This is a genomic window from Rhodococcus sp. 05-339-2, assembly GCF_002258965.1.
Classification (GTDB): domain Bacteria; phylum Actinomycetota; class Actinomycetes; order Mycobacteriales; family Mycobacteriaceae; genus Rhodococcoides.
This window is the reverse complement of the sequence record NZ_NOYW01000004.1, coordinates 102247-125304: the sequence shown is the minus strand read 5'-3', so window position 1 is coordinate 125304 and position 23058 is coordinate 102247. Positions and strand designations below refer to the sequence as shown.

General features: G+C 66.0%; 21 protein-coding genes and 1 riboswitch. Of the genes, 6 read left to right on the top strand and 15 right to left on the bottom strand.

Features of this window, described 5'->3' with window-relative positions; translation table 11 throughout:
• Nucleotides 1–308: 308 nt before the first annotated feature.
• Together CH273_RS01585 and pruA are read right to left on the bottom strand one after the other, a co-directional pair.
• On the bottom strand, nt 309–1253 hold the full coding sequence (locus CH273_RS01585; RefSeq protein ID WP_032395971.1) for a proline dehydrogenase family protein: 945 nt from the start codon (nt 1251–1253) through the stop codon (nt 309–311).
• On the bottom strand, nt 1250–2899 hold the full coding sequence (pruA, locus tag CH273_RS01580) for an L-glutamate gamma-semialdehyde dehydrogenase (protein ID WP_032395970.1): 1650 nt from the start codon (nt 2897–2899) through the stop codon (nt 1250–1252). The genes CH273_RS01585 and pruA overlap by 4 nt, the downstream gene beginning before the upstream one ends.
• Nucleotides 2900–2998: 99 nt before the next feature.
• On the opposite strand from pruA, the gene CH273_RS01575 reads away from it, so the two are divergent.
• Nucleotides 2999–4570, top strand: coding sequence for a PucR family transcriptional regulator (locus CH273_RS01575; protein WP_032395969.1), 1572 nt, complete (start codon nt 2999–3001; stop codon nt 4568–4570).
• Between the two features lie 49 nt (nt 4571–4619).
• Here the strand turns inward: CH273_RS01575 and CH273_RS01570 are convergent, their stop codons facing one another.
• From CH273_RS01570 to CH273_RS01535, 8 genes are all read right to left on the bottom strand, one after another.
• Nucleotides 4620–5630, bottom strand: coding sequence for a LacI family DNA-binding transcriptional regulator (locus CH273_RS01570; RefSeq protein ID WP_032395968.1), 1011 nt, complete (start codon nt 5628–5630; stop codon nt 4620–4622).
• 75 nt (nt 5631–5705) lie between these two features.
• Nucleotides 5706–7037 carry a multiple monosaccharide ABC transporter permease gene (gene mmsB / locus CH273_RS01565; protein ID WP_032395967.1) on the bottom strand — a complete coding sequence of 444 codons (1332 nt, stop codon included), beginning with the start codon at nt 7035–7037 and terminating at the stop codon, nt 5706–5708.
• Complete coding sequence (mmsA, locus tag CH273_RS01560) at nt 7034–8572, bottom strand: multiple monosaccharide ABC transporter ATP-binding protein (RefSeq protein ID WP_032396316.1); 1539 nt, start codon at nt 8570–8572, stop codon at nt 7034–7036. The genes mmsB and mmsA overlap by 4 nt, the downstream gene beginning before the upstream one ends.
• 8 nt (nt 8573–8580) lie before the next feature.
• On the bottom strand, nt 8581–9717 hold the full coding sequence (gene chvE, locus CH273_RS01555) for a multiple monosaccharide ABC transporter substrate-binding protein (RefSeq protein WP_032395966.1): 1137 nt from the start codon (nt 9715–9717) through the stop codon (nt 8581–8583).
• Nucleotides 9718–9913: 196 nt separating this feature from the next.
• Nucleotides 9914–10717: a hypothetical protein gene (locus CH273_RS01550; protein WP_032395965.1), complete on the bottom strand. Its 804-nt coding sequence runs from the start codon at nt 10715–10717 to the stop codon at nt 9914–9916.
• Nucleotides 10718–10749: 32 nt separating this feature from the next.
• Nucleotides 10750–11064: a DMT family transporter gene (locus CH273_RS01545; protein WP_032395964.1), complete on the bottom strand. Its 315-nt coding sequence runs from the start codon at nt 11062–11064 to the stop codon at nt 10750–10752.
• A gap of 12 nt (nt 11065–11076) precedes the next feature.
• A riboswitch (guanidine-III (ykkC-III) riboswitch) is annotated at nt 11077–11139 on the bottom strand.
• A gap of 36 nt (nt 11140–11175) precedes the next feature.
• On the bottom strand, nt 11176–11913 hold the full coding sequence (locus CH273_RS01540) for a TIGR03943 family putative permease subunit (protein ID WP_032395963.1): 738 nt from the start codon (nt 11911–11913) through the stop codon (nt 11176–11178).
• On the bottom strand, nt 11910–12860 hold the full coding sequence (locus tag CH273_RS01535) for a permease (protein WP_230596840.1): 951 nt from the start codon (nt 12858–12860) through the stop codon (nt 11910–11912). The genes CH273_RS01540 and CH273_RS01535 overlap by 4 nt, the downstream gene beginning before the upstream one ends.
• Nucleotides 12861–12998: 138 nt before the next feature.
• On the opposite strand from CH273_RS01535, the gene CH273_RS01530 reads away from it, so the two are divergent.
• A complete protein-coding gene (locus CH273_RS01530; protein WP_032396315.1) occupies nt 12999–13706 on the top strand; it encodes a response regulator transcription factor in 708 nt (235 codons plus the stop codon).
• Nucleotides 13707–13732: 26 nt separating this feature from the next.
• Nucleotides 13733–15118, top strand: coding sequence for a sensor histidine kinase (locus CH273_RS01525; protein WP_052049787.1), 1386 nt, complete (start codon nt 13733–13735; stop codon nt 15116–15118).
• Here CH273_RS01525 and CH273_RS01520 read toward each other — a convergent pair.
• The 3 genes from CH273_RS01520 to CH273_RS01510 are packed head-to-tail and all read right to left on the bottom strand — an operon-like array spanning nt 15098 to nt 18042.
• Nucleotides 15098–16219 carry an AbrB family transcriptional regulator gene (locus CH273_RS01520; protein ID WP_032395961.1) on the bottom strand — a complete coding sequence of 374 codons (1122 nt, stop codon included), beginning with the start codon at nt 16217–16219 and terminating at the stop codon, nt 15098–15100. The two genes, CH273_RS01525 and CH273_RS01520, sit on opposite strands and share 21 nt — an antisense overlap.
• Nucleotides 16216–16626, bottom strand: a complete 411-nt coding sequence (locus CH273_RS01515; protein WP_032395960.1) for a universal stress protein — start codon at nt 16624–16626, stop codon at nt 16216–16218. Before CH273_RS01515 ends, CH273_RS01520 begins: the two co-directional genes overlap by 4 nt.
• 33 nt (nt 16627–16659) lie before the next feature.
• Nucleotides 16660–18042 (bottom strand): CitMHS family transporter, encoded by a 1383-nt coding sequence (locus CH273_RS01510; protein ID WP_032395959.1) that lies wholly within the window; start codon nt 18040–18042, stop codon nt 16660–16662.
• A 168-nt stretch (nt 18043–18210) separates the two neighbouring features.
• Between CH273_RS01510 and CH273_RS01505 the strand changes: the two genes are divergently transcribed.
• Together CH273_RS01505 and CH273_RS01500 are read left to right on the top strand one after the other, a co-directional pair.
• Nucleotides 18211–19875: a sensor histidine kinase gene (locus tag CH273_RS01505; RefSeq protein ID WP_032395958.1), complete on the top strand. Its 1665-nt coding sequence runs from the start codon at nt 18211–18213 to the stop codon at nt 19873–19875.
• Nucleotides 19872–20528, top strand: coding sequence for a response regulator (locus CH273_RS01500; RefSeq protein WP_032395957.1), 657 nt, complete (start codon nt 19872–19874; stop codon nt 20526–20528). The genes CH273_RS01505 and CH273_RS01500 overlap by 4 nt, the downstream gene beginning before the upstream one ends.
• Here CH273_RS01500 and CH273_RS01495 read toward each other — a convergent pair.
• Entirely contained in the window at nt 20511–21962 is a 1452-nt protein-coding gene (locus CH273_RS01495) for an MFS transporter (RefSeq protein WP_032395956.1), read from the bottom strand. The two genes, CH273_RS01500 and CH273_RS01495, sit on opposite strands and share 18 nt — an antisense overlap.
• A 74-nt stretch (nt 21963–22036) precedes the next feature.
• Between CH273_RS01495 and CH273_RS01490 the strand changes: the two genes are divergently transcribed.
• Nucleotides 22037–22561, top strand: a complete 525-nt coding sequence (locus CH273_RS01490; protein WP_032395955.1) for a winged helix-turn-helix transcriptional regulator — start codon at nt 22037–22039, stop codon at nt 22559–22561.
• A gap of 10 nt (nt 22562–22571) precedes the next feature.
• Here CH273_RS01490 and CH273_RS01485 read toward each other — a convergent pair whose 3' ends face one another.
• A complete protein-coding gene (locus tag CH273_RS01485; RefSeq protein WP_032395954.1) occupies nt 22572–22997 on the bottom strand; it encodes an HIT family protein in 426 nt (141 codons plus the stop codon).
• Nucleotides 22998–23058 lie beyond the last annotated feature (61 nt).

Here is a 23058-nt window from a genome sequence, read left to right as displayed (position 1 = left end):
GCCAGGGTGCCCCGATGTCGCAGAACCTAATCCACGTCGGGACGCCGCGGCCGACTCCTGGGATCCGCACACGCGCGCGCATTCGTCGAATGCGCGCGGAATCGCCTCCGAAACGATGAGATTCTGCGCGCGGATGACAAACGCGCGCGCGTTTGCGGGGACCGGGTGGTGCGGGCGACCGGGTGGTGCGGCGACCGGGTGGTGCGGCGACCAGGTGGTGCGGCGACCAGGTGGTGCGGCGACCGGGTGGTGCGGCGACCCGGTGGTGCGGCGACCCGGTGGTGCGGCGAGTGAGTTCCGGTGCACCCTCAGGTGCGCGAGAGGACCGATCGCGCGAAGAACATCAGGTTCGCGGGGCGTTCGGCAAGCCTGCGCATGAAGTAGCCGTACCACTGCGATCCGTACGGGACGTACACGCGTACGTTGCGTCCCGCGTCCACGAGTCGACGCTGTTCGGGATCGCGGATTCCGTACAGCATCTGGAACTCGAAGTCCTCGGACGACCGTCCTGCAGCCGACGCCAGCCTGTCCGCCGCCTCGAGCATCTCCGGGTCGTGCGAGGCCACCATGGGGTAGCCGCGGCCGTTCATCAGGATCTGCAGGCATCGGAGGTAGGAGTCGGAGACCTCGCGTGCACCCTGGAACGCCACCGACGACGGTTCGTTGTACGCACCTTTGCACAGTCGGATACGAGATCTCGGCCCGGACAGGTCGTGGCAGTCGGCCTCGGTGCGCCGCAGGTAGGCCTGCAACACCGTGCCCAGGTCGGGGAAGTCGACGCGTAGTTCGCGGACGATCGACAGGGTCGAATCGGTGGTGGTGTGGTCCTCGGCATCGACCGTCACCCACACCCCGGCCGCGGCGGCGGCCGTACAGATCGTCCGTGCGTTCTCGAGCGCCAGAGTCCGGTCGATTCCCTGGCCGAGTGCGGACAGCTTGAGTGATATCTCGAGCGCGGTTGCATCGGCCTCTCGCGTCGAAAAGCGTTGTACAAGTGAGAGATAGGCGTCCACGGTTGCCTTCGCCTGGCCTCGGTCGGTGGTGTCCTCACCGAGGTAGTCCACCGAGACGAACCGGCCCGACGCCAGCAGGGCGTCGACTGCGCTGACGGCCGCGGGCTCGGATTCGCCCGCAACGAAGCGGTCGACGAGGGACCGGGTGGCGCGTAGACGTGTCACGGTCGCCTGCAGTTTGGGTGAACGTGCAGCCGCGAGCAGGGCCGGACGCAGCGGATTGCTCAGCAGGGTGGTCATCGCGTGCCCTCGCCTTCCTGATGCGGGTAGCCGTGAGTGGTCGGCGGGACGAACGTTTCCTTCACGGTGCGGGCCGAGGTCCACCGCAGCAGGTTCTGCGGTGAGCCCGCCTTGTCGTTGGTTCCCGACGCGCGGGCCCCGCCGAACGGTTGCTGTCCCACCACCGCGCCGGTCGGTTTGTCGTTGACGTAGAAGTTGCCTGCGGCGAATCGCAGTGCCGCATGGGCTTGTTCGACGGCGGTGCGATCGGTGGCGATGATCGCTCCGGTCAACGCGTACTTCGATCCGGTGTCGACGGTGCGCAGTGTCTCGGCATAGGCGTCCGGCCTGCTGTCGTCGTAGACGTGCACGGCCAGGATCGGCCCGAAGTACTCGGTGGTGAAGGCCTCGTCGGTGGGGTCGTCCCCGAGTAGCACCGTGGGGGAGACGAAGTACCCCTCCGAGTCGTCGCAGGTACCACCGGCGGCGATGGTCAGGCCGGGAACGGACTTCGCTCGATCGAGAGCAGCTGCGTTGCGGTCGAACGCCTTTCGGTCGATGACGGCACCACCGTAGTTGGACAGGTCGGTCACGTCGCCGTACTTCAGTGCCGAGACCTGCTCGATGAACCCGTCGCCCATCGAAGCCCACAGCGACTTCGGTACGAAGGCCCTCGACGCTGCCGAGCATTTCTGACCCTGGAAGTCGAAGGCACCGCGAATCATGGCGGTGGTCAGCACATCCGGATCGGCGGAGCTGTGCGCGACGACGAAGTCCTTGCCGCCGGTCTCACCCACGAGCCGTGGATACGAGTGGTAGTTCGAGATGTTGTTGCCCACCTCGCGCCACAGCGTCTGGAATGTCGCGGTGGACCCGGTGAAGTGGATACCGGCCAGCCGTGGATCGGCAAGGGCCACTTCGGAAACCATCGGTCCGTCACCGAGAACCAGATTGATCACCCCGGGTGGAAGGCCTGCGGCTTCGAGCAGCTGGAGCGTCAGATACGCGGCGACGGCCTGCGTGGGCGAGGGCTTCCACAGCACGGTGTTGCCCATCAGCGCAGGTGCGGTGGGCAGATTGCCTGCGATGGCGGTGAAGTTGAACGGGGTGATGGCGTAGACGAAGCCTTCGAGCGGCCGGTATTCGACGCGATTCCACACTCCCTGTGCCGAGACCGGCTGCTCGGCGAGAATCTGTCGGGCGAACGCGACGTTGAACCGCCAGAAGTCGATCAGCTCGCAGGGTGCGTCGATCTCCGCCTGGTAGGCCGACTTGGACTGACCGAGCATCGTTGCCGCAGCGATTCTTTCGCGCCACGGACCGGACAGCAGATCGGCGGCTCGCAGGAACACCGCGGCGCGCTCGTCGAAGGGAAGCTCGCGCCACGCGGGGGCCGCTGCCGTCGCAGCATCGATGGCGTCGCGCACGTCCCGGTGGGTGGCACCGGTGAAGCTACCGATGACCGACGAGTGTCTGTGCGGTTCGACGACGTTCTCGCGCGGGCCGTCGGCCTCTCGGTGAATGCCGCCGATGACCTGACGGATCTCGACGGGGGAACTACGGAGCTCGTCCAATCGGCTGCGCAAGCGGGCACGTTCCGGGCTTCCGGGGGCGTAGGTGTTGACCGGCTCGTTGATGGGGGTGGGGACGGATGTGACGGCGTCCATGGCTGCTCCTCGTCTTCGGTGTGTGCTGCTCATTGAAGTCCGATCCGCACCTCGTTCAATCAGCCCATCGGCCAAAGAATTGGTGATCTACTTGTCCGTATGGCCAACACTGTGTCGCTGCGTTCGATGCTGACCTCGCTGCACAGCGCCGTCGTCGAACTCGTCCTCGCGCCGGTAGGAACGGATATGGAGGTCGAGTCCGTCGCGCTGCTCGATGCCGACGACCTGCGGCTGCCTCCGGGAGCATCCTCCGATCTGACGCTGCTGGTGGGCGTGACCGAGGCCGACGTGGTGCGGTGGTTCGACGATCTCGCGTTGCGCCCGGTGGCGGATCGACCGCTCGCGGTGCTGACCAAGGTCGGCGCCTCGACTGCGCTGTCCTACGGTGCGCGGGAGGCAGGTATCGCACTGGTCGCGGTGCACCAGCAGACACGGTGGGAGCTGTTGCTGTCGATGATGCGGGGAGTTCTCGACCAGGTCCGTGCCCAGAGCTCCGACGACGGACTGTTCGGAGCCGATACCGATCTCTACGAACTCGCGCAGACGGTGGCGTCGCTGACGAAAGGCATGGTGAGCATCGAGGACGAGCGCTCACATGTGTTGGCCTACTCGGCATCCGACGACGCGGCCGACGAACTGCGGACCCTGTCGATCCTCGGACGCGAAGGTCCGGCCGACTACCTGCGCAGACTGCACGAGCGAGGTGTGTTCGATCGACTCCGCCGCACCGACGACGTGATCGACGTACCGGCCGACACCGAACTGGGTATTCGGCGACGCCTCGCGGTCGGGATACGTCGCATCCACGGGAGCGCGACGACTCTCGGGACGATCTGGGTGCAGGAGGGTGCCGCCCCGCTCGCCGCCGACGCCGACGCGGTACTGCGCGGTGCCTCGGCCGTCGCGGCTCGACTGATCACCCGCATCGCGAACGCCCCGACCAACGAGGCCCTGCAGATTCAGCGCCTGCTCGGTGCACGGGGCGGCGGTGTCGACGTCCCGTCGCTCGCGTCGGCACTGTCGATCCCCACCTCGGGATCGGCGGCGGTCGTCGGATTCGCTGCCTGCGGGGAATTCGAGATCAGCACCTTGGCACCGTCTATCCGATTGCACGCCAGCGCTTTTCGCCGTGACTCGTTGGTCACCACCATCGGTGAGAGAATCTACGCACTGTTTCCCGGGGTGGCGTCGGGCACGGGGATCGCGGCGTGGACCGCCGATGCGGTCGGGCGAATCGAGACGCGCACCTCGCTGGCGTTGCGCGCTGCGGTCGCCGCACCGATCGCCGATCTCGACGGGGTGGCCGTGGCCAGATTCGAGGTCGACCGAGTGCTCGACGGCACCACCGGCGAGGTGCGGGTCACGACGCTCGAGGAGTCGAGAACCTCCGTGCTGCTGGGCGAAATCCTGGAACTGATCGCCAATCACGAACAGCTACGAGACCCGCGCATCACCGCCCTCGACCGATACGACGCGACCAACGACTCCAGAATGCGCGAGAGCCTCGAGTCGTACCTGGCGTGTTTCGGTGACGTTCGGGCGGCCGCCGAGCGACTGCACATCCACCCGAACACCCTGCGCTACCGCATTCGCCGCGTCGAGCAGATCCTGGACCTCGATCTCGGCGATTCCGATGCTCGCCTGTTGGTGGAACTGCAGCTGCGCATGTGAGAGCGGCTTCGCCGCACGTGAGCGGAAATTCGTAGCAGGCTACGAAGTTTCATGCACGTGCCGCACCGGTGCTCGACCTGATCACCAGGCTCGGTTCGATGCTCGAACGCATGGTGCTTCGATTTCCGGTGTCGATCTGGTCGAGCAGAATCTCGACGCTCCGGATGCCTACGTCGGTGAACTCCTGGCGGATGGTGGTCAGGGGCGGCGAGAAGAATTCCGCGTCGGGAACGTCGTCGAAGCCGACCACACTGACGTCCTGCGGCACTCGCCTCCCGTGGGCGTCCAGTGCGCGAAGCACCCCGAGCGCCATGGAGTCGTTGCCTGCGAACACCGCGGTGACGTCGGCGTTCCCGGCCAGTTCGCTGCCGGCCTCGAACCCCGATCTCGCGGTCCAGTCGCCGCCGAGAGTGGGCGGTGGCTCCACGCCGGCATCCTCGTGGGCCATCCGCCACCCGGTGACGCGATCGGTGGCCTCGTACCACCCCAGCGGCCCGGCAACGTGCCACACGGCGCGGTGCCCGAGCGAGAGCAGGTGCGCGGTTGCGGCCTTGGCTCCGGCGATCTGATCGACCGAGACCACGGCCAGATCGCCGGCGGGCGAACCCTCGACGGCCACCAGCGGCAGCTCCCCGGCCAGATCGGCGATGTCGCCGCCGTCGGTGCGCAGTGGCGCGATGACGACCACGCCGTCGACGCCCTGCTTCTGCAACCGGCGCACGCAGGTGATGATCGCCGATTCGTCGAAGGAGGTGGGGACGGCGACCACCACCGAGTAGCCGGCGTGGCGTGCTGCGTATTCGACGCTGTAGAGGGTCGAGACCGGGCCGTACAGAGCGTTTCCGGTGCCGACGATTCCGATGGTCTTGCTGCGGCCGGTCACCAGAGCACGAGCGGCGGTGTTGGGGCGGTATCCGAGCTCCGAGATCGCCCGATCCACTTTCGTTCGCGTCGCCTCGGTCACGTTGGGGTGACCGTTGATGACGCGAGAGACGGTCTGGTGGGACACACCTGCGAGCCGGGCGACATCGGTCATGGCTGGTCCGCGTGTCGGCGTCATCGTCGTGCTGCTCCTCTCGCGTCGTCGAAGACAATCACAGCATGCCGGGTCCCTCGGCGCCCGCGAACATGCACGTCAGGTGGGTGTGTTCACCGCCGTGCCGGTCGTGGTGGGCGCAGGCTTGCCCTGCTCGGCACCGGTGAACATCTCGGCGGGCACGGGCACACCGAGATAGCTGCTCGGGGGCGCGGCTTTGTCGCCCTTGTTGCCCTTGCCGCTCGCTGCTCGACGCTTGGTCCAGATGTCGAACGCAACCGCCGCGAGCAGGACCAGGCCCTTGACCAGCTGAACGCGCTCACTGGGTGAGCCGATGAGCGACATTCCACTGTTGATCACGGCGATGATCAGCCCGCCGGTGAGTGCGCCGACGATGCGGCCGACGCCGCCCTGGACTGCTGCGCCGCCGATGAAGGCCGCTGCGATGGCGTCGAGCTCGAAGCCGTTGCCTGCGGTGGGTCCGGCCTGGTTGAGGCGACCGGCGAAGATGATTCCGGCCAGGGCCGAGAGGACGCCCATGTTGACGAAGATCCAGAAGGTGACCGGCTTGACCTTGATGCCGGACAGCGAGGCAGCGTGGATGTTTCCGCCGATGGCGTAGACGTGCCGACCGAACACCGTCTTGCCTGCGAGGGTGGAGTAGCCCATCACCAGCACGGCGAGCAGGATCAGTACGTACGGCAGGTTCTTGAAGCGAGCCAGCTGCACCGCGATGGCGAGTACGAGAGCGGCGGCGAAGGCCATCTTGATCAGGAACAGCGGCAGTGCGTCCACGGTCTGGCCGTACTTCTGCCGACCGGTGCGAGATCGCCACTGGCCGAACACGATTCCGACGACGGCCAGGATCGCGACGAGCAACGTGAAGATGTCAGCCCCACCCAGTGGTCCGAGTCCCACGTTGCCCAGGAAGCCGGGCAGGAAGCCGTTGGACAGTGTGCGCACCGGTCCGGGGAACGGCCCGATGCCCTGGTTGCCGAGAACGATGAGAGTGACTGCGCGGAAGACGAGCATGCCTGCCAGCGTCACGATGAACGCCGGTATGCCGAAGTACGCGACCCAATAGCCCTGCCAGGCGCCGATCAGGCCGCCGACGATCAACGTGATCAGCACCGCCAGTGGCCACGGCACGTTCTGTTGAACCATGAGGACACCGGCGATGGCACCGGTGGCCGCGACGACCGAGCCGACGGACAGGTCGATGTGGCCCGCGATGATGATCACGACCATGCCGATGGCCAGGATGAGGATGTACGAGTTCTGCACCACCATGTTGCTGATGTTCTGCGGCACCAGAAGCTGACCGCCCGTCAGCACGGTGAACAGGACGATGATCAGCGCGAAGGCGATGAAGATTCCGCTCTGGCGAAGGTTGCGCGTGAGCAACCCCCGCACGGTCGACAACTGATTCATCGAAGTACTCCTGTTCCACGGGTCATGAGATGCATGAGCGATTCCTGGGTCGCGTCCTCGCGAGTGACCTCACCGGTGATACGGCCTGCCGACAGTGCGTAGATCCGGTCGCACAGCCCGAGCAGTTCGGGGAGCTCGGAGGAGATCACCAGGACCGCCTTCCCGGCGTCGGCGAGATCGTTGATGATCGAATAGATTTCGAACTTCGCGCCGACGTCGATTCCTCGTGTCGGTTCGTCGAGAATGAGCACATCGGGATCGCTGAAGATCCATTTGCTCAACACGACCTTCTGCTGATTGCCGCCGGAGAGTTTGCCGACCACGGCGGCCACGTTCGGTGCCTTGATGTTCATGCTCTTGCGGAAACCCTCGGCGACCTTGAACTCCTGGTTGTCGTCGACGAAGCCTCCCGTCACCAGCTTGTCCAGGGCGGCGGTGGAGATGTTGCGCTTGATGTCGTCGATCAGATTGAGGCCGTACCGCTTTCGGTCCTCGGTGGCGTAGGCGATCCCGTGATGGATGGCATCGTTGACCGACTTGACGTGAATTTCCTTGCCGTACTTGTACAGTCGCCCCGAGATGTCGATGCCGTAGCTTCGGCCGAAGACGCTCATGGCCAACTCGGTGCGTCCGGCACCCATCAAGCCGGCAAGACCGACGATCTCCCCGCGGCGCAGACTGAGATTAGCCTTGTCGACAACGGTCCGGCCGTGCTGCGTCGGACTGTGCACGGTCCAGTCCTCGATACGCAGAACTTCCTCTCCCACGGTCGATTCGTGCGGCGGAAACCGGTGCTCGAGATCGCGGCCGACCATGAGCGAGATGATGCGATCCTCGGTGACGTCCGGGTCTCGCATATCCAGGGTCTTGATGGTCCGGCCGTCACGGATGATCGTCGTCCGGTCCGCGATGGCCGCGATCTCGTTGAGCTTGTGCGAGATGATCACGCACGTGATGCCCTCGTCCCGCAGACCGCGTAGCAGGTCGAGGAGGTGAGCGGAATCCGAATCGTTCAGTGCCGCAGTCGGTTCGTCGAGAATCAGCAGCGTCACGTCCTTGGACAACGCCTTCGCGATCTCGACGAGCTGCTGCTTGCCGACACCGAGGTCGCTGACGACGCTGACGGGGTTCTCCCGCAGCCCTACCCGGTTCAGTAGGGCTGCGGCCTCGGAATTGGTGCGGTTCCAGTCGATGAACCCGCGCGTGGACCGCTCGTTGCCGAGAAAGATGTTCTCGGCGATCGAGAGGTACGGACTCAGTGCGAGTTCCTGATGGATGATGACGATGCCCTCGGCCTCGCTGCCCCGGATGTCGGAGAACTCGCACGGCTTACCGTCGAACACGATGTCGCCGTCGAAGGTGTCGTGTGGGTACACACCCGACAACACCTTCATGAGCGTCGACTTGCCTGCGCCGTTCTCGCCGCAGATCGCGTGGATTTCGCCGCGATTCACCGAGAGAGTGACGTCCTGTAGAGCCTTGACGCCGGGAAAGGTCTTGGTGATGCCACGCATCTCCAGGATCGGGCTCGTCATCGCCGAACTCACTTCAACTGATCCTCGGTGTAGTAGCCACCCTCGACCAGCAGCTTCTCGTAGTTGTCCTTGTAGACGATCTCGGGCTGCAGCAGGTACGCGGGAACGACCTTGTCGCCGTTGTCGTAATCGGTGGTGTTGTTGGTCTCGGGCGTCTGACCGTCGAGCATGGCCTGAGCCATCGCGATCGTGACCTCGGCCAGCTGACGGGTGTCCTTGTAGATCGTGGAGTACTGCTCACCGGCGATGATGGACTTCACGGACGGCACCTCGGCGTCCTGTCCGGTGACGATCGGGTACGGCTGCCCTGCTGTTCCGTATCCGTTGCTCTTGAGTGCGGAGAGGATGCCGATGGACAAGCCGTCGTACGGCGAGAGCACGCCCTGCACCTTCTGGCCGGAGGAATACGTCTTGGTGAGCAGATCCTCCATGCGCTTCTGGGCGGTGGCCGGATCCCAGCGCAGTGTCGCAGCCGTCTCGAAATCGGACTCGCCGCTGCCGATCTTCAGAGTTCCCTTGTCCAGGTATGGCTTCAGGGTGTCCATGGCACCGTCGAAGAAGAAGGTGGCGTTGTTGTCGTCGGGCGAACCGGCGAAGACCTCGATGTTCAACGGGCCGGCCGGGGCATCGGCCTTGTCGGTGCCGTCCTCGTTCTTCAGGCCGAGACCGACGAGAAGCGACGTGGCCTGGTCGACGCCGACCTTGTAGTTGTCGAACGTCGCGTAGTAGTCGACGTTGGGCGAGTTACGGATGAGGCGGTCGTAGGCGATGACGCCGATGCCGTTGTCCTTGGCTTCCTGCAGCTGGGTGGTGATGGCGGTGCCGTCCACGGAGGCCACGATGAGAAGCTTTGCGCCCTGGGTGATCTGGTTCTCGATCTGGTTCACCTGGGTGGGAATGTCGTTCTCGGCGTACTGCAGATCGACCTTGTAGCCCTGCCCCTCCAGCGCGCTCTTGAGGTTGTCGCCGTCGGCGATCCATCGAGCCGAGGACTTCGTCGGCATCGTGACGCCGATCAGGGCGCCCGCCGTGCTTCCGCCTTCGGCCGGAGCCTGGTCCGCGGTCTTGGTGCTCGATCCACACGCGCCGAGCGTGAGGGTGAGCGCCACCGCGGCTGCGGCGATGGATAGGTGTCGAAACTTCATCGTTTCTCCCTGCGTAGTGGAGTAGACCGTGAAGCGGGGTCCGCCGGGGTGTCCCGTGTGGTTCGCATCACATCAAGACGAAAGTGTGAGCGATAACATCGGCATTGTCAAAGATTTCTTTTTCGCACCCACGTGACCAGTGTGAGCGCTAACATCGGCCGACTCGAGACGACCCGGGACGTACCCGTCGGACGGGTCAGTGCAGTTCGTGCACCGACTGCTTACCGCTCTTGAGCCACCGACTCGGAAGTCGCCCGACCAGCTCTCCCAGCGGATGTACCGCGGCCGAGAGGATCTCGACGGAATCCTGCAGGATGTCGATCGAGATGCTCATCCGCTCGATGTTGGGGGCCACCGACGTCAACGTCTCCGAGAGCTTGACCAACTGATCGAGCGGGCCACCCTTGGCGGTCAGTCGCTCGATGGCTCCGTCCTCGGCGAGGAGCGTTTCGAGGATGCCCTCCTCGGCGATGGCGCGTTCGATGAGGCCGTCCTGACGCGTGAGCACCTCGAGCGGACCGTCCTTGGCCGTCAGTCGTTCCAGCGGTCCGTTGGTGGCGGTGATGCGGTCCAGCAGACCGCCCTCGGCGAGCAGTCGTTCGAGCGGTCCGTCCTCGGCGAGCAGCCGGTCCAGGGGTCCGCCGGGAGCCAGGATTCGCTCGACCGGGCCGCCAGGGGACAGCAGCCGCTCGAGGGTGCCGTCCTCGGAGGTGAGGCGGTCCACGACGCCACCCTGGGCGAGCAGGCGATCGAGTGGCCCGCCTTCCTTGAGGGCGTTGCCCAGGGCGCGGTCGTCGGAGGTGAGCTGGCCGAGCTGGGCCAGCAGTTGCATCGTGCCGCCGCGCGGGTTGGCGAGCGAGGCGACACCTGCGGTGCCGGACGCACCGGTGGCCAAGGCCATCCTGGTGGTCGCCAGAGCGACCTCCGCGACGCCGATCGCCTGTTCGGCGATGGCAATTCCGGCGTGCGCGGGCAGTGTGATCGCTGACACCCAATTCATCGTTTTACTGTAACTGCTCGTAGCCCGGAAAATCAGTGAAGAACCTTCAGTCCGACGACGCATCCGACGATGCCGACCAGAAGCGCAACCTTGAGCAGCGAGGCGGATTCGGCACCGGTGATCATGGCGTACGTGACGGTGAGGGTGGCACCGATTCCCACCCAGACGGCGTAGGCGGTGCCGGTGGGCAACGATCGCATCGCGATCGCGAGGCCGATCATGCTGAGCACCACCGCGACGCCGAATACGACGGACGGTCCGAGTTTGGTGAAGCCCTCGGACTTACCGAGTGCGGTTGCCCAGATCGCTTCGAGGACGCCGGAGACGACGAGAATCAGCCAAGCCATGAGAAATCACTCCTTGCACCGTCTTGTCGCTGTTCGGGTACGGTGCGCTCGTCCGATTGTCGGAAGTGACTTGTACGATCGTACCAATTCGTGTGCACGGTGGCCATGGCGTCAGTAGGCGTACGTGTTCGCCGGTGCCTCGATCCGCGCGACCGCCGACACCGTCATCGTGGGTGTGAACGACGTGTCCTCGGTCGCGGTCGCCGCGTCGACCGTCCCCGAGATCTCCAGCCAGGTGCCGTCCGGAATGTCGTCGAGAGCCGCGCTACCTGCGTCGAGATGGATGCGAACGGATCTGGCGTCGGCCGCGCAACAGATGATGAGAATGCGGGCGAGGTCGAGGCCCTCTCTCGTGCCGTCGGCGCGCGGCGAGCCTCCGTTCGCGGTGGCGACCGCGAATCCGGTGACGCGAATCTCCCGTCCCTCGAGGCTGCCTTCGGTGTCCCTGACCGCGCGTTGTACGACATCGAGCAGTGGAACCTCGGGCACGTACTCGTCCGGCAGGGGTGGAAACGCCGTCCTCTGACGATCGGCCGCCGAGGTGACGGATCGATCACCCACTGCCGAGACTCCCAGCGCGGGCGGTGCGACGAACAGGATGACCGCGAGCGGGACCAGCAGCAGCCAGTACGGTCGCGAATCATGGTCGTGTCCGTCGTCTCCGGGCCCACCGCGGCGGATGTCGGCGACGATCGACGCGATCGCCAGGGCGGCGATCAACACCCCGGCGGTCAGCAGATACGGATGCAGTGACGGTTTGACGTATCGCACAAAGCTTCCGTCCAACGAGATCTTGACCGTGGCTCCGCCGAGGAGCAGCAGCAGCAGATTCTGTACCTCGCGTCTCATCGCATACCCAGGAACACGTAGCCGCTCACCGAGGCGCACACGATCGCCACGACGAAGGTCAGGGGAGCGAAGCGAGCCACGAAGCCGCGTCCGAAGCTGCCCGTCTGCATCGCCATCAGCTTGACGTCGACAGCTGGTCCCACCACCAGGAAGACCAGCCGCGGCAGCAGCGGCAGCATCGACATGCTCGCCGCGACGAACGCGTCGGCCTCCGAGCACAGCGCCAGGGCCACCGCGAGGACGGCCATCACCAGGATCGACAGCAACAACTGGCCGGCGAGATGGGCGAACACCCAGTCGGGGACCACCAGATGCAGCAACGCGGCGGCCGCTGCTCCGAACACGAGAAAGGCTCCGGCCTGCAGCAGGTCCGTACGCGCGGACTCTCGGAACGTCTCCCACTTCGAGGTGCCGTGCCGGTGTTCGCGATCGGCGAGGCGAGCGGTGATCCACTCGGCCTTGCCGAACCTTGTCCACAGCCGGCCCATCACCAGAGCGGTGGCGAGCGAGCCGAAGAACCGTGCCAGAACCATCGCCGGCTCGCCGGGAAAGGCCACCGCGGTGGAGACCAGGACGACGGGGTTGATCGCCGGTGCCGAGAGCAGAAACGCCAGGGCTGCAGACGTCGGAACACCCTGATCCATCAGCCGGCGCGAAACGGGAACGGCACCGCACTCGCAACCGGGCAACGCCATTCCCGCGAGTCCGCTCATTCCGACGGCAGCGGTGGCGTTCTTCGGCACCACCTTCTGCAGCACCGCGGGCGAGACGAAGGCGGCGATGCCTCCGCTGACGAGCACTCCGAGCACCAGGAACGGCGTCGCCTGCACGAAGATCCCGGTGAACACCGTCGCTCCGGTCCGCAGTGCAGGCGACGAGTCGACCCACCGGGCCACGTCGGCACCGAACGCGATGCCCAACACGAGCAGAGTTGCGAATACGTGCATGGATGACACGGGAGGTCGAACCCTGGTGCGGGTGCCCGGGTTCGCGTCGACCATGGTGCTGCCATCATGCCTCCTCGTCGGGGGCTCACAGCAACCTCACAGCGAGAGTCCAGCGAACGGGCAGCATCTCGCGCGATGATGGACACCGTGAGCGAGACACCCGAGGCCCGAGTCCTGATCGTCGACGACGAACCGACGATCGTCGAACTGCTGTCGGTCAGCCTCAGGTACCAGGGATTCGAGGTGGCGACGGCGTCGTCCGGCCCCGAGGCATTGGACAAGGCCCGCAACTTCAGGCCCGAGGCTCTCATTCTCGACGTGATGATGCCCGGCATGGACGGCTTCGGTCTGCTGCGTCGGCTGCGGGCGGACGGAATCGATGCGCCCGCACTGTTCCTGACCGCACGAGACTCCGTGGAGGACAAGGTGACCGGGCTGACCCTCGGTGCGGACGACTACGTGACCAAGCCGTTCTCGCTCGAGGAGGTGGTGGCCCGACTCCGGGTGATCCTGCGCCGTTCGGGCAAGAGCGAGGACGCGCAGCCCTCCCGAGTTGCGTTCGCGGACATCGAACTCGACGACGACACCCACGAGGTCTGGAAGGCGGGAGAGCCGGTCTCGCTCTCGCCCACCGAATTCACACTGCTGCGGTACTTCATGGTCAACGCGGGAACGGTACTGAGCAAGCCGCGAATTCTCGATCACGTGTGGCACTACGACTTCGGCGGAGAAGTGGGAGTGGTGGAGTCGTACGTGTCCTATCTGCGCCGCAAGGTCGATACGGGCGACACCCGATTGATCCACACGTTGCGGGGCGTCGGCTACGTCATGCGCCAGCCACGGTGACGGGCATTCGAGGTCGGATTCGAAGTCTGCCGCTGCGCTTCACCTTGGTCGCCGCGCTGTTGCTCCTGGTCGGTCTCGGCCTGTTGGCTTCGGGGATTGCCGTGACCTCCTCGCTCGAGACGTCGTTGATGCGTCGTCTCGATCAACAACTGATCGAGGCGTCCGTGGGCTGGGCCAGGCCGGGTAACGAACGCCCGCCCTTCCCGGTCGACGAGCCCAATCCAAGTCGCCCGCCGTCCAACTTCTACGTTCGTTTCGTCGCCGACGACGGTACCGTGCGCGGCCCGATCAACGATGTGACAGAGGATGTTCCGGATCTGTCGGGCACGCCGTCGGCGGCCCCGAAAACCGTCGGTTCCGAGGGCGACCCGTCGAAGCAGTGGCGGGTGATCACGGTGACCAACAACGAGGGCTCCACCACCGTCGGAATGTCGCTGAGCGCCAATCAGCAGACCGTCAGCAGACTCGTGGTACTCCAGTTCTACATCGGCGCAGCCGTGTTGCTGGCACTGGCCGTGATCGCCTACTTCGTGGTGCGGCGCAGCCTGCGACCGTTGCGTGAGGTGGAGACCACCGCCGCGGCCATCGCCGCCGGAGACCTCCACCGTCGAGTTCCCGAGTGGAGTGAGAAGACCGAGGTGGGCCGGTTGTCGGCGGCCCTGAACGGCATGCTCTCGCAAATTCAGCGTGCGTTCGCGGCCACTGCCGCCTCCGAGGAGGCCGCGCGCGCATCCGAGGATCGAATGCGCCGCTTCGTCGCCGATGCCAGCCACGAATTACGAACACCGCTGACGACCATTCGCGGGTTCGCCGAGCTGTACCGACAGGGTGCGATGAGTGACATCTCGCTGCTGATGAATCGAATCGAGGGCGAGTCGGCGCGCATGGGCCTGCTCGTCGAAGACCTGTTGATGCTCGCGCGCCTCGACGCGCAACGACCTCTGGACATGCGGCGCGTCGACCTGCTGACCGTCGCCGCCGATGCCGTGCACGACGCCAAGGCCGTCTCGCCCACGCGGGACATCTCCCTGAAAGTGTTGGCCGGGCCGGGAATACCCGAAGTCCGCGGCGACGACGCGCGGCTGCGTCAGGTGCTCGCGAACCTCGTCGGAAACGCCGTACGGCACACGCCGGAATCCGCGTCGATCACCGTGTGCGTCGGGACCACCCAGTCGTCGGTGCTGCTCGAAGTACAGGACACCGGACCCGGTCTGGGCAAGGAAGAGGCCGCACACGTCTTCGAGCGCTTCTATCGAGCCGACTCCTCGCGCACACGCGAGAGCGGGGGCAGCGGGCTCGGTCTGTCGATCGTGGCGGCCCTGGTCGCGGCGCACAGCGGAACTGTGACAGTGCAGAGCGCCCCGGGGCAGGGCGCGACCTTCCGAGTCGAATTACCCCGCGCCGACGGTTGATTCGCGTGCCGTTGCGGCCTTCTTGCGGTCGGCCAGCTTCGTGTACGCGGCTGCAGCGAGTGGCGCGGCGACGAGCATCGACACCAACCGAATCACCTGAACGCACGCGACGAAGGTGACGTCCGATCCCGTCGTCGCGGACACGGCCAGCACGGCGGCCAATCCACCGGGCGTGGTCGCGAGGTAGCCGGTGAGCGTGCTGACTCCGGTGATCGCAGACAGTGCCCAGCCGAACAATGCGCAGATCACCCCGATCGATACGACCAGCAGTGCAGCCCACGGGAAGATGCGACCGATCGCCCGCAGGCTGGAGACGGTGAAGGCGAGCCCCGCCTGCCATCCGATGACGATGAACGCCACCGGCAGCAGCACGGCGGGTACCGAGATGTCGACCGGCCAGCCGAGCAGTTCGCAGGTGCCGGCGACGATCAGTGGTCCGAGGGTGGCGGGCGCGGGCAGTCGGATGATCCGAGCGAGAACGATTCCGGCGATGACGGCAGCGATCAGAAAGGCGGTACCGATGTACCAGGGCGTCGTCAAACGCTCGGACGATGCTGTCCCACCACCGGTGTCGGTATGGAACGCGAACGTGACGATCAGCGGCATCGTGACCACCACGAGTGCGACGCGTAGGTACTGGACCACCGCGACGATGCGCTCGTCCCCGCCGAGTTCTCGGGCGATGGACACCAGACCCGTTGCGCCACCGGCAATCAGGGACAGCGCTCCGGTGACCGGGTCGACATCGCGATGCAGAGCCAGCAGCGCGCCACAGCCTGCACTGACGACCAGTGTCCCCGCACCGACGAGAACTGCGGGAATCCAGTTCTCGCCCAACGCACCCAGTGTGTCGGTGTCGAGCATCAACCCGATCGTCACCGCCAGTGTGCCCTGCGCCGCCATCGATGCCGGACGGGGGACGGCAGCCGGACCGAGGCCGGTCAGCGCGAAGACAACGGCGACGACAAGTGCGGCGAACAGCGACGGTGCCGTCAGACCCAGAGTCGCGAAAAGGGCCCAGCCCCCGACGGATACGGCCGCGAGGCCGATCCATCGGAGGCTGTACCCCAGTACTCGTCTCATCGGTGTGGGAGCACTCATGCTCCGGACTTGACCAGCAGAACCGGGACCGGGATCTCGAGGAGCAGACGCTGAATGGTCTGTCCCATCAGGAACTTTCCGACCGCCGAGCGGTGCCGCGAACCCACCACCAGGATCTCCGACTTCTGCTCCTCCACCAGGGTCAGCAGTGTGTTGACGGCGTCGGGGTCGGGCCTACCCACTGCCACGGTCCAGGAGACCGCGTCGGCGTGGTCGATGTCGGTCAGAGCGGTCTCCACCGACGTGGACACGGCCTGCGTCTCGGCGGCCTCGGCGGACGGTTCGGCCGATCCGGAGAGTGCGTGCAGGACGACCAGGTCCGTCTCGCGGATGCGTGCTTCTCGAACGGCTGCCGCCAGTGCTGCGCGGCCCTCGGGTGAATTGTTGTGCAGTACGCCAACAGTCATGACGGTTTCTCCTACGCGAGATGGGGTGGGGGATCAGCCGAACGGGATCTGGCCGAGGACGATGCCGACGGCAAGCATCGCGAGGGAGACGACCACCGCTCGCCACAGCACCTTCTTGTGGTGATCGGCCAGCGACACTCCGGCGAGGGTGACCAGCAGCAGGATGGCCGGAACCAGCGGGCTCTGCAGGTGGACGGGCTGACCGGTGATCGAGGCACGGGCCATCTCGACCGGGTCGATGCCGTACTTGCCTGCGGTCTCGGTCAGCACCGGCAGGATGCCGAAGTAGAAGGCGTCGTTGGTCATGAAGAACGTCAGCGGGATGCTCAGGATGCCGGTGATGACGGCCAGGTAAGGGCCCATGCCGGACGGGATGACGTTGAGCAGCCACTCCGCCATGGCCTCGACCATGCCGGTGCCCTGGAAGACGCCGGTCAGAATTGCCGCGGCGAGCACCATGGCGACCACCGAGACGATGGACGACGAGTGCCGTGCGATCGCGTCGCCCTGCTCCTTGACCTTCGGGAAGTTGACCGTCAGGGCAATGGAGGCAGCGATCATGAACAGCACCGGGATGGGCAGGATGTCCATGACGAGGATGACGAGGAGGATGACCGTGAGAGCAGCGTTGAACCACAGCAGCTTCGGGCGCAGGGTGTCGCGGTTGGGGTCGAGACCGTCGAAGAACTGACCCGATTCGCCGTCGTCCGATCCGCCGGTGCCTGCACCGCCGGTTGCCTTGCCACCCTTGCGGATACTGCCGCCGCCACCGGAGGCCACCAACTCGGGCTCGTAGATCAGCTTGCCGATGCGTCGGCGCTCCATGATACCCAGGTGAACGGCGAAGAGCAGCACGATGATCAGGCCGACGATCATGGAAGGAACCATCGGAACGAAGACGTCGGACGGGGAGATGCCGAGAGCGGAAGCAGCGCGAACCGTCGGGCCGCCCCACGGAATGATGTTCATCGTGCCGTTGGCGAGACCGGCTACGACCGTCAGAATGACCGGGCTGACACCGAGTTTGAGATACAGCGGCAGCAGGGCGGACGTGACGATGATGAACGTGGTGGAGCCGTCACCGTCGAGCGAGACGACCATGGCCAGAATGGCCGTTCCGACAACGAGTTTCATCGGATCGTTGCGCACCAGGCGCAGAATGCCGCGCACCAGTGGGTCGAACAATCCGACGTCGATCATGATGCCGAAGAAGATGATGGCGAAGAACAGTAGGGCCGCGGTGGGGGCCAGCGACTTGATGCCGTCGGTGATCATGTCACCGATGCCGAGCCCTGCGCCGGCCAGCAGACCGAAGATGACGGGTACGAGGGTGAGTGCGACGACGGGCGTGGCTCTCTTGGTCAGGATCAAGAACATGAAGGCGGCTACCATGAGGAAGCCGAGTATCACCAACATCGTGCACTCCTTCTCGAATGTGTGAGGTGGGTCCGGTTGGACTGCGTGTGTGACTGAAGTTACGTAACCGGCATCACATGGTCGCCGTTGTGCGCACTACCCGCGCAAGCAACGTAAAGAGCCTTTTGCGCATTGTGCTCGAGCCCGCCCGACGCATAGCCTGAACGAGTGCGATTGAGGACCCAGGTGCTGTTGTTGCAGGCAGCGCTGGTGGCGGTGGCCCTGGCTGTGGCGTTCGGGGTGTTCGCGATCAGCAGCGGCAGGCAGGCGAGCGAGGAGTACGGCGAGCGCGCGCTCGCGGTCGCCCGGACGGTGGCGTCGGACCCGGAGGTGCGCTCGCTCGTCGAGCAGTTCTCGGCAGTCGACACCGCAGGCACCGATGCCGCGCCCGCGGGAGTGCTGGCGGGCGGGGCCTTGCAGCGCGCGGCCGAGGGTGCTCGCACCCGTACCGACGCCCTGTTCGTCGTCATCACCGACGATCGCGGTCTTCGCTTGGCGCACCCCGATCCGACGGTGCTGGGTCAGCGGGTGAGTACCGATCCATCCGGTGCGCTGGCGGGCAACGAGGTGGTCGAGCAGGAGCGCGGCACGCTCGGCGACTCCGTACGCGCGAAAGTGCCTGTGCTGGCGCTCGGTTCGACCGACGTGGTGGTCGGCGAAGTGAGCGTGGGCATATCGACCACGGCCGTGCGTACCGAGCTGGTGAAGGATCTGGTCAACGGCGGGCTGGTGACCGGTGCCGTGCTGTTGCTCGGGCTGGCCGGCTCGACCCTGTTGGCGCGCAGGTGGAAACGACTGACGCTGGGGCTCGAGCCGGAGGAGCTCGCCGAATTGGTGCGTGAACAGGAGGCCGTGCTGCACGGCATCGGCGAGGGCGTGGTCGCCATCGATCCGAACGGCGTCGTCACGGTCGTCAACGACGAAGCGCGCTCGTTGCTCTCGATCGACGGTAAGCCGGGGATGCGGATCGAGGACATCGGTCTGACTCCGAGACTGCTCGAGGTCATCGAATCTCCGACGTCCGAACCCGTACTCGCGGCGGTGAACGAGGTCGTGGTCGTCGCAGCCGCTCGAAAAGTGCTGCGTGACAATCGCAATCTGGGTACGGTGCTGACCGTGCGTGACCGAACGGACGTCGAGACGCTGACGCGTCAACTCGACGCGGTGCAGTCGATGTCCGCCGTACTGCGCGCCCAGCGCCACGAGTTCGCGAACCGAATGCATCTGGTCAGCGGACTGCTGCACGAGGGCCACCCGGATCGTGCGTCGCAGTACATCGACGAGATACTCGGTGTGGGGCCGAGATCGGAAACCGTCGAGGGTATCGATGCCCTCTCCGACGCCTATCTGCGGTCGTTCCTGACCGCGAAAGCCGCGCACGCGCGTGAGAGCGGGGTGCGAATGGTGTTGGGCGAGAACACCTGGGTCGGGGGAGAGGTGGCCGTTCCCGTCGACGTGACGACTGTGCTGGGCAACCTCGTCGACAATGCGATCGATGCTGCCAGGCTGGGAGTCCGCCGGCCCGCCGAGGTGGAAGTCGAACTGGTGCAGGACGGTTCGACCCTGCACATCGTGGTCGTCGATTCCGGCGACGGTGTGGATCTGGAAGTCGACCAGGTGTTCGTGGAGGGAGTCTCGACCAAGTCGACGGCGGACTCGCCGGGCGGCCGAGGGGTGGGATTGGCGCTGAGTCGGCAGATCGCACGTACCCGCGGCGGCGACGTGACGCTGGCCGATGTCGGTGGGCAGATCACCGACGAGAACGAACGAGGAGGCGCAGTGTTCATCGCGTCGATCCCGGACGCACTACTGACCGACGAGGTGTCGCAATGAGAGTACTGGTGGTGGACGACGATTTCCGGGTCGCGGATCTACATGCGGCACTGGTGAATTCGCTGGCCGACTACGAGGTGGCCGCGGTGGCGACGAGCATCGCCCAGGCGCGGGAGTTGGCGTCGACGCAGGCGTTCGATCTGGCGCTGGTCGACGTCTATCTGCCCGACGGATCGGGAATCGACCTGGTGCGCGAACTCGAGTGCGACGCCGTGGTGCTCTCCGCCGCGGCGGATCAGCAGACCGTTCGATCGGCGTTGGCCGCGGGTGCCTGGACGTACCTGATCAAACCGTTTCCGCGCTCGGCGTTGGTCGATCGCCTCTCCGGATACCGGACGTACCGCGGCGCTCTCGACCGTTCGGACGAGCTGAGCCAGGCCGACATCGACAGCGGACTCGACGCGTTGCGTCCGCGCGCGGCGGCACCGCTGCCGTCCTCGCAGTCCGTCACCCGTGATCTGGTGCTCGACGCCGTGCGCGCGACCGCCGATCCGATGTCCGCGGGTGAAGTTGCTGCGGCCATCGGCATTTCACGTGCGACCGCGCAGCGTTACCTGGCCACCCTCGTGTCCAAGGGTCGACTGCGCATGCAGCTGCGCTATGGGTCGACCGGCAGGCCGGAGCAGGAGTACTCGCTACCGCCGGGAGCGTGAGACCGCCACGACCACGGCTCCGCACACGGAAATCGCCGCGGTGACCAGAGCTGCGGTGTTCCACCCTTCGGTCAGCGCAGTCGTGCTGTGGCTGCTGATCGATTGGGTCATTCCGCGGGCTCCACTGCCCGCAAATTGGGTCATTCCGCGGGCTCCACTCCCGCCGGCCGGAACGGCCACCACCGCAACGACGGTGACTCCGATGGCGGAGCCGACGTAGCGCGCGGTGTTGTTGGCACCGCTGCCCATACCGCCGCGGCCGGTGGGCACGCTGGCCACGGCCTCGCGTCCGAGAGCGGCGTTGAGTATCCCGCTGGCGACTCCTGCCACGAGCAGTCCCGGCAGCAGTCGCGGCCAGGATGCGTTCTCGGACAACCCCGTGAGCATCACCATGCCGATCGCGACGCCTACCAGACCGACGGCGAGTTGCGTCCGACCGCTCATCGATGCGGGCAGCCTGCGGGCGAGCAAGGCGGTGACCACGGACGTGGCCGACCACCCGAACAGCAGCAGGGCGGCACCGAGCGCATCGATTCCCAGAGCGGTTCCGAGGAATCCCGGCATGTACGACATCAGGGCGATGATGCCGCCGCCGGTGGCCAGCGCGGCGACCGTGGCGGCCAGAAACGGTGGGTGCCGGAAGAGTGTCAGATCGAGCATCGCAGTGGCACCCCGCAATTCGAGGACCACGAACGCGGACAGTAGCAGGGCCGCGAGGACGAAGAGCACGATCGGAGTAACGGCGATCCAGCCCTGCCTGCCCTCGACGAGAGCGGCCAGCAACGCGGCGACGCCCGTGGCCAACAGCAGCGCACCGACCGGATCGAGGCCACGCGGGGCGTCGGACCTGGATTCTTCGACGAGCACATGCGCGGCGACGGCCAATGCGACCGTGGCAACCGCGAGAACCACGTACGCCTCCCGCCAGCTCGCCCAGCGATCGAGTACGGCGGCGAGCAGCGGGCCGAGAGCGATGCCTGCACCCACGCTCGCGCCCCACACCCCGCTCGCCTTCGCGCGCACCGGACCGGCCGGGTGAGTGTGCGCGATGATTCCCAGGCTCGACGCGATGACGGCCGCGCCGCCGAGACCCTGCAGGATGCGGGCGAGGACGAAGATCAGAGTGTCGGGAGAGACGGCGCAGACGATCGCGCCGACGGCCAGCACCGTCGCACCGAGTGCGAAGGTGCGTCGACGGCCGAAGTCGTCGGCGACGGTACCGGTGGTGAGCAGGGCGGCAGCGAGGCCGATGCTCATCGAGCTGAGAATCCAGGTGCGTCCTGCTGCGTCGGACATCAGGTCCGCGGCGGTGCTGTTGATCGTGGCAAGTGGTGCGGTGAACGCCATCAGAGTCAGCAGGGTGCCCAGCGCTGCGATGGTGAGCGCGCGGGTGCTGTTGTCGGTGCTGACGGGCGAGGGTGCAGCGTCGGTCATCGTCGTCCTTTTGGTCTGGTGATCGAACTGTAAACGCCCAACTTGGTTCGGTCAACAGACTGTACTATCGCGTCATGGCACTCGGAATCGACTACGCCCGCCAGGACTGCTCCCTGGCCCGTGCCCTCGAACTCGTCGGCGAGCGATGGACGATGCTCATCGTGCGCGATTGCTTCTTCGGGGTCCGACGCTTCGGTGATTTCCAGGTCCACCTCGACATCTCCAAGGCGGTCCTCGCGCAACGACTCGGCGCACTGGTCGAGGCCGGGCTGCTCGAACGACGAGCCCGCGCCGTCGAGGGCGGACGCGACGACTACGTCCCCACCGCCGCCCTCGAACGACTGTGGCCCGCCGTGTTCGCCCTGAGCTACTGGGGTGAGGAACAGACGGCGAAACCCGCAGGGAAGCGTCGACGGTTCCTGCACGCGACCTGCGGAACCGACCTCGGACCGTTGGGGATCTGCCCCGAATGCGGACTCGCGCCCGGTCCGCACGACATCGACACCGATATCGGCCCGGGCTACGACCCCGACACCCGATCCGACGAGGTGTCCATGCACATGCGGACGCGTCGACGCCTGCTCACGCCTCTGCGGTGAGCGAGGTGCGTCAGTCCGGGACGTGAGCCGCGTGCCCGAGTTCACGCAACGCCGCGCGCAGCTTGGTCGCTGCCTCGTCCTGCGACTCCGCCGACGGATTCGGGTCGGCACCGGAGATGTCGAAGTTGCCCATGTCGTATGCCGGAAACACGTGCAGATGCAGGTGCGGCACCTCGAGCCCGGCGATCAGCAGTCCGGCGCGGGGAGCGTCGAACGCGGTCCTGACCGCCTGGCCGATGATCTGGGCAACGGCAGTGATCTTGGCGAACGCGGCACCGTCGACGTCCTGCCACTGGTCGATCTCCTCGCGCGGAACCACCAGTGTGTGGCCCTGAGTGACCGGTGCGATCGTCAGAAACGCCACCACGTCGTCGTCCTGCCAGACGAAACGTCCCGGGATTTCGCCGGCGATGATCTTGCTGAAAATGGAAGCCATGGGAACAGGATGCCCTACCCGATTCGACCGGGGCCGTTCCACCGGTCGCGTCTCCCAGGTG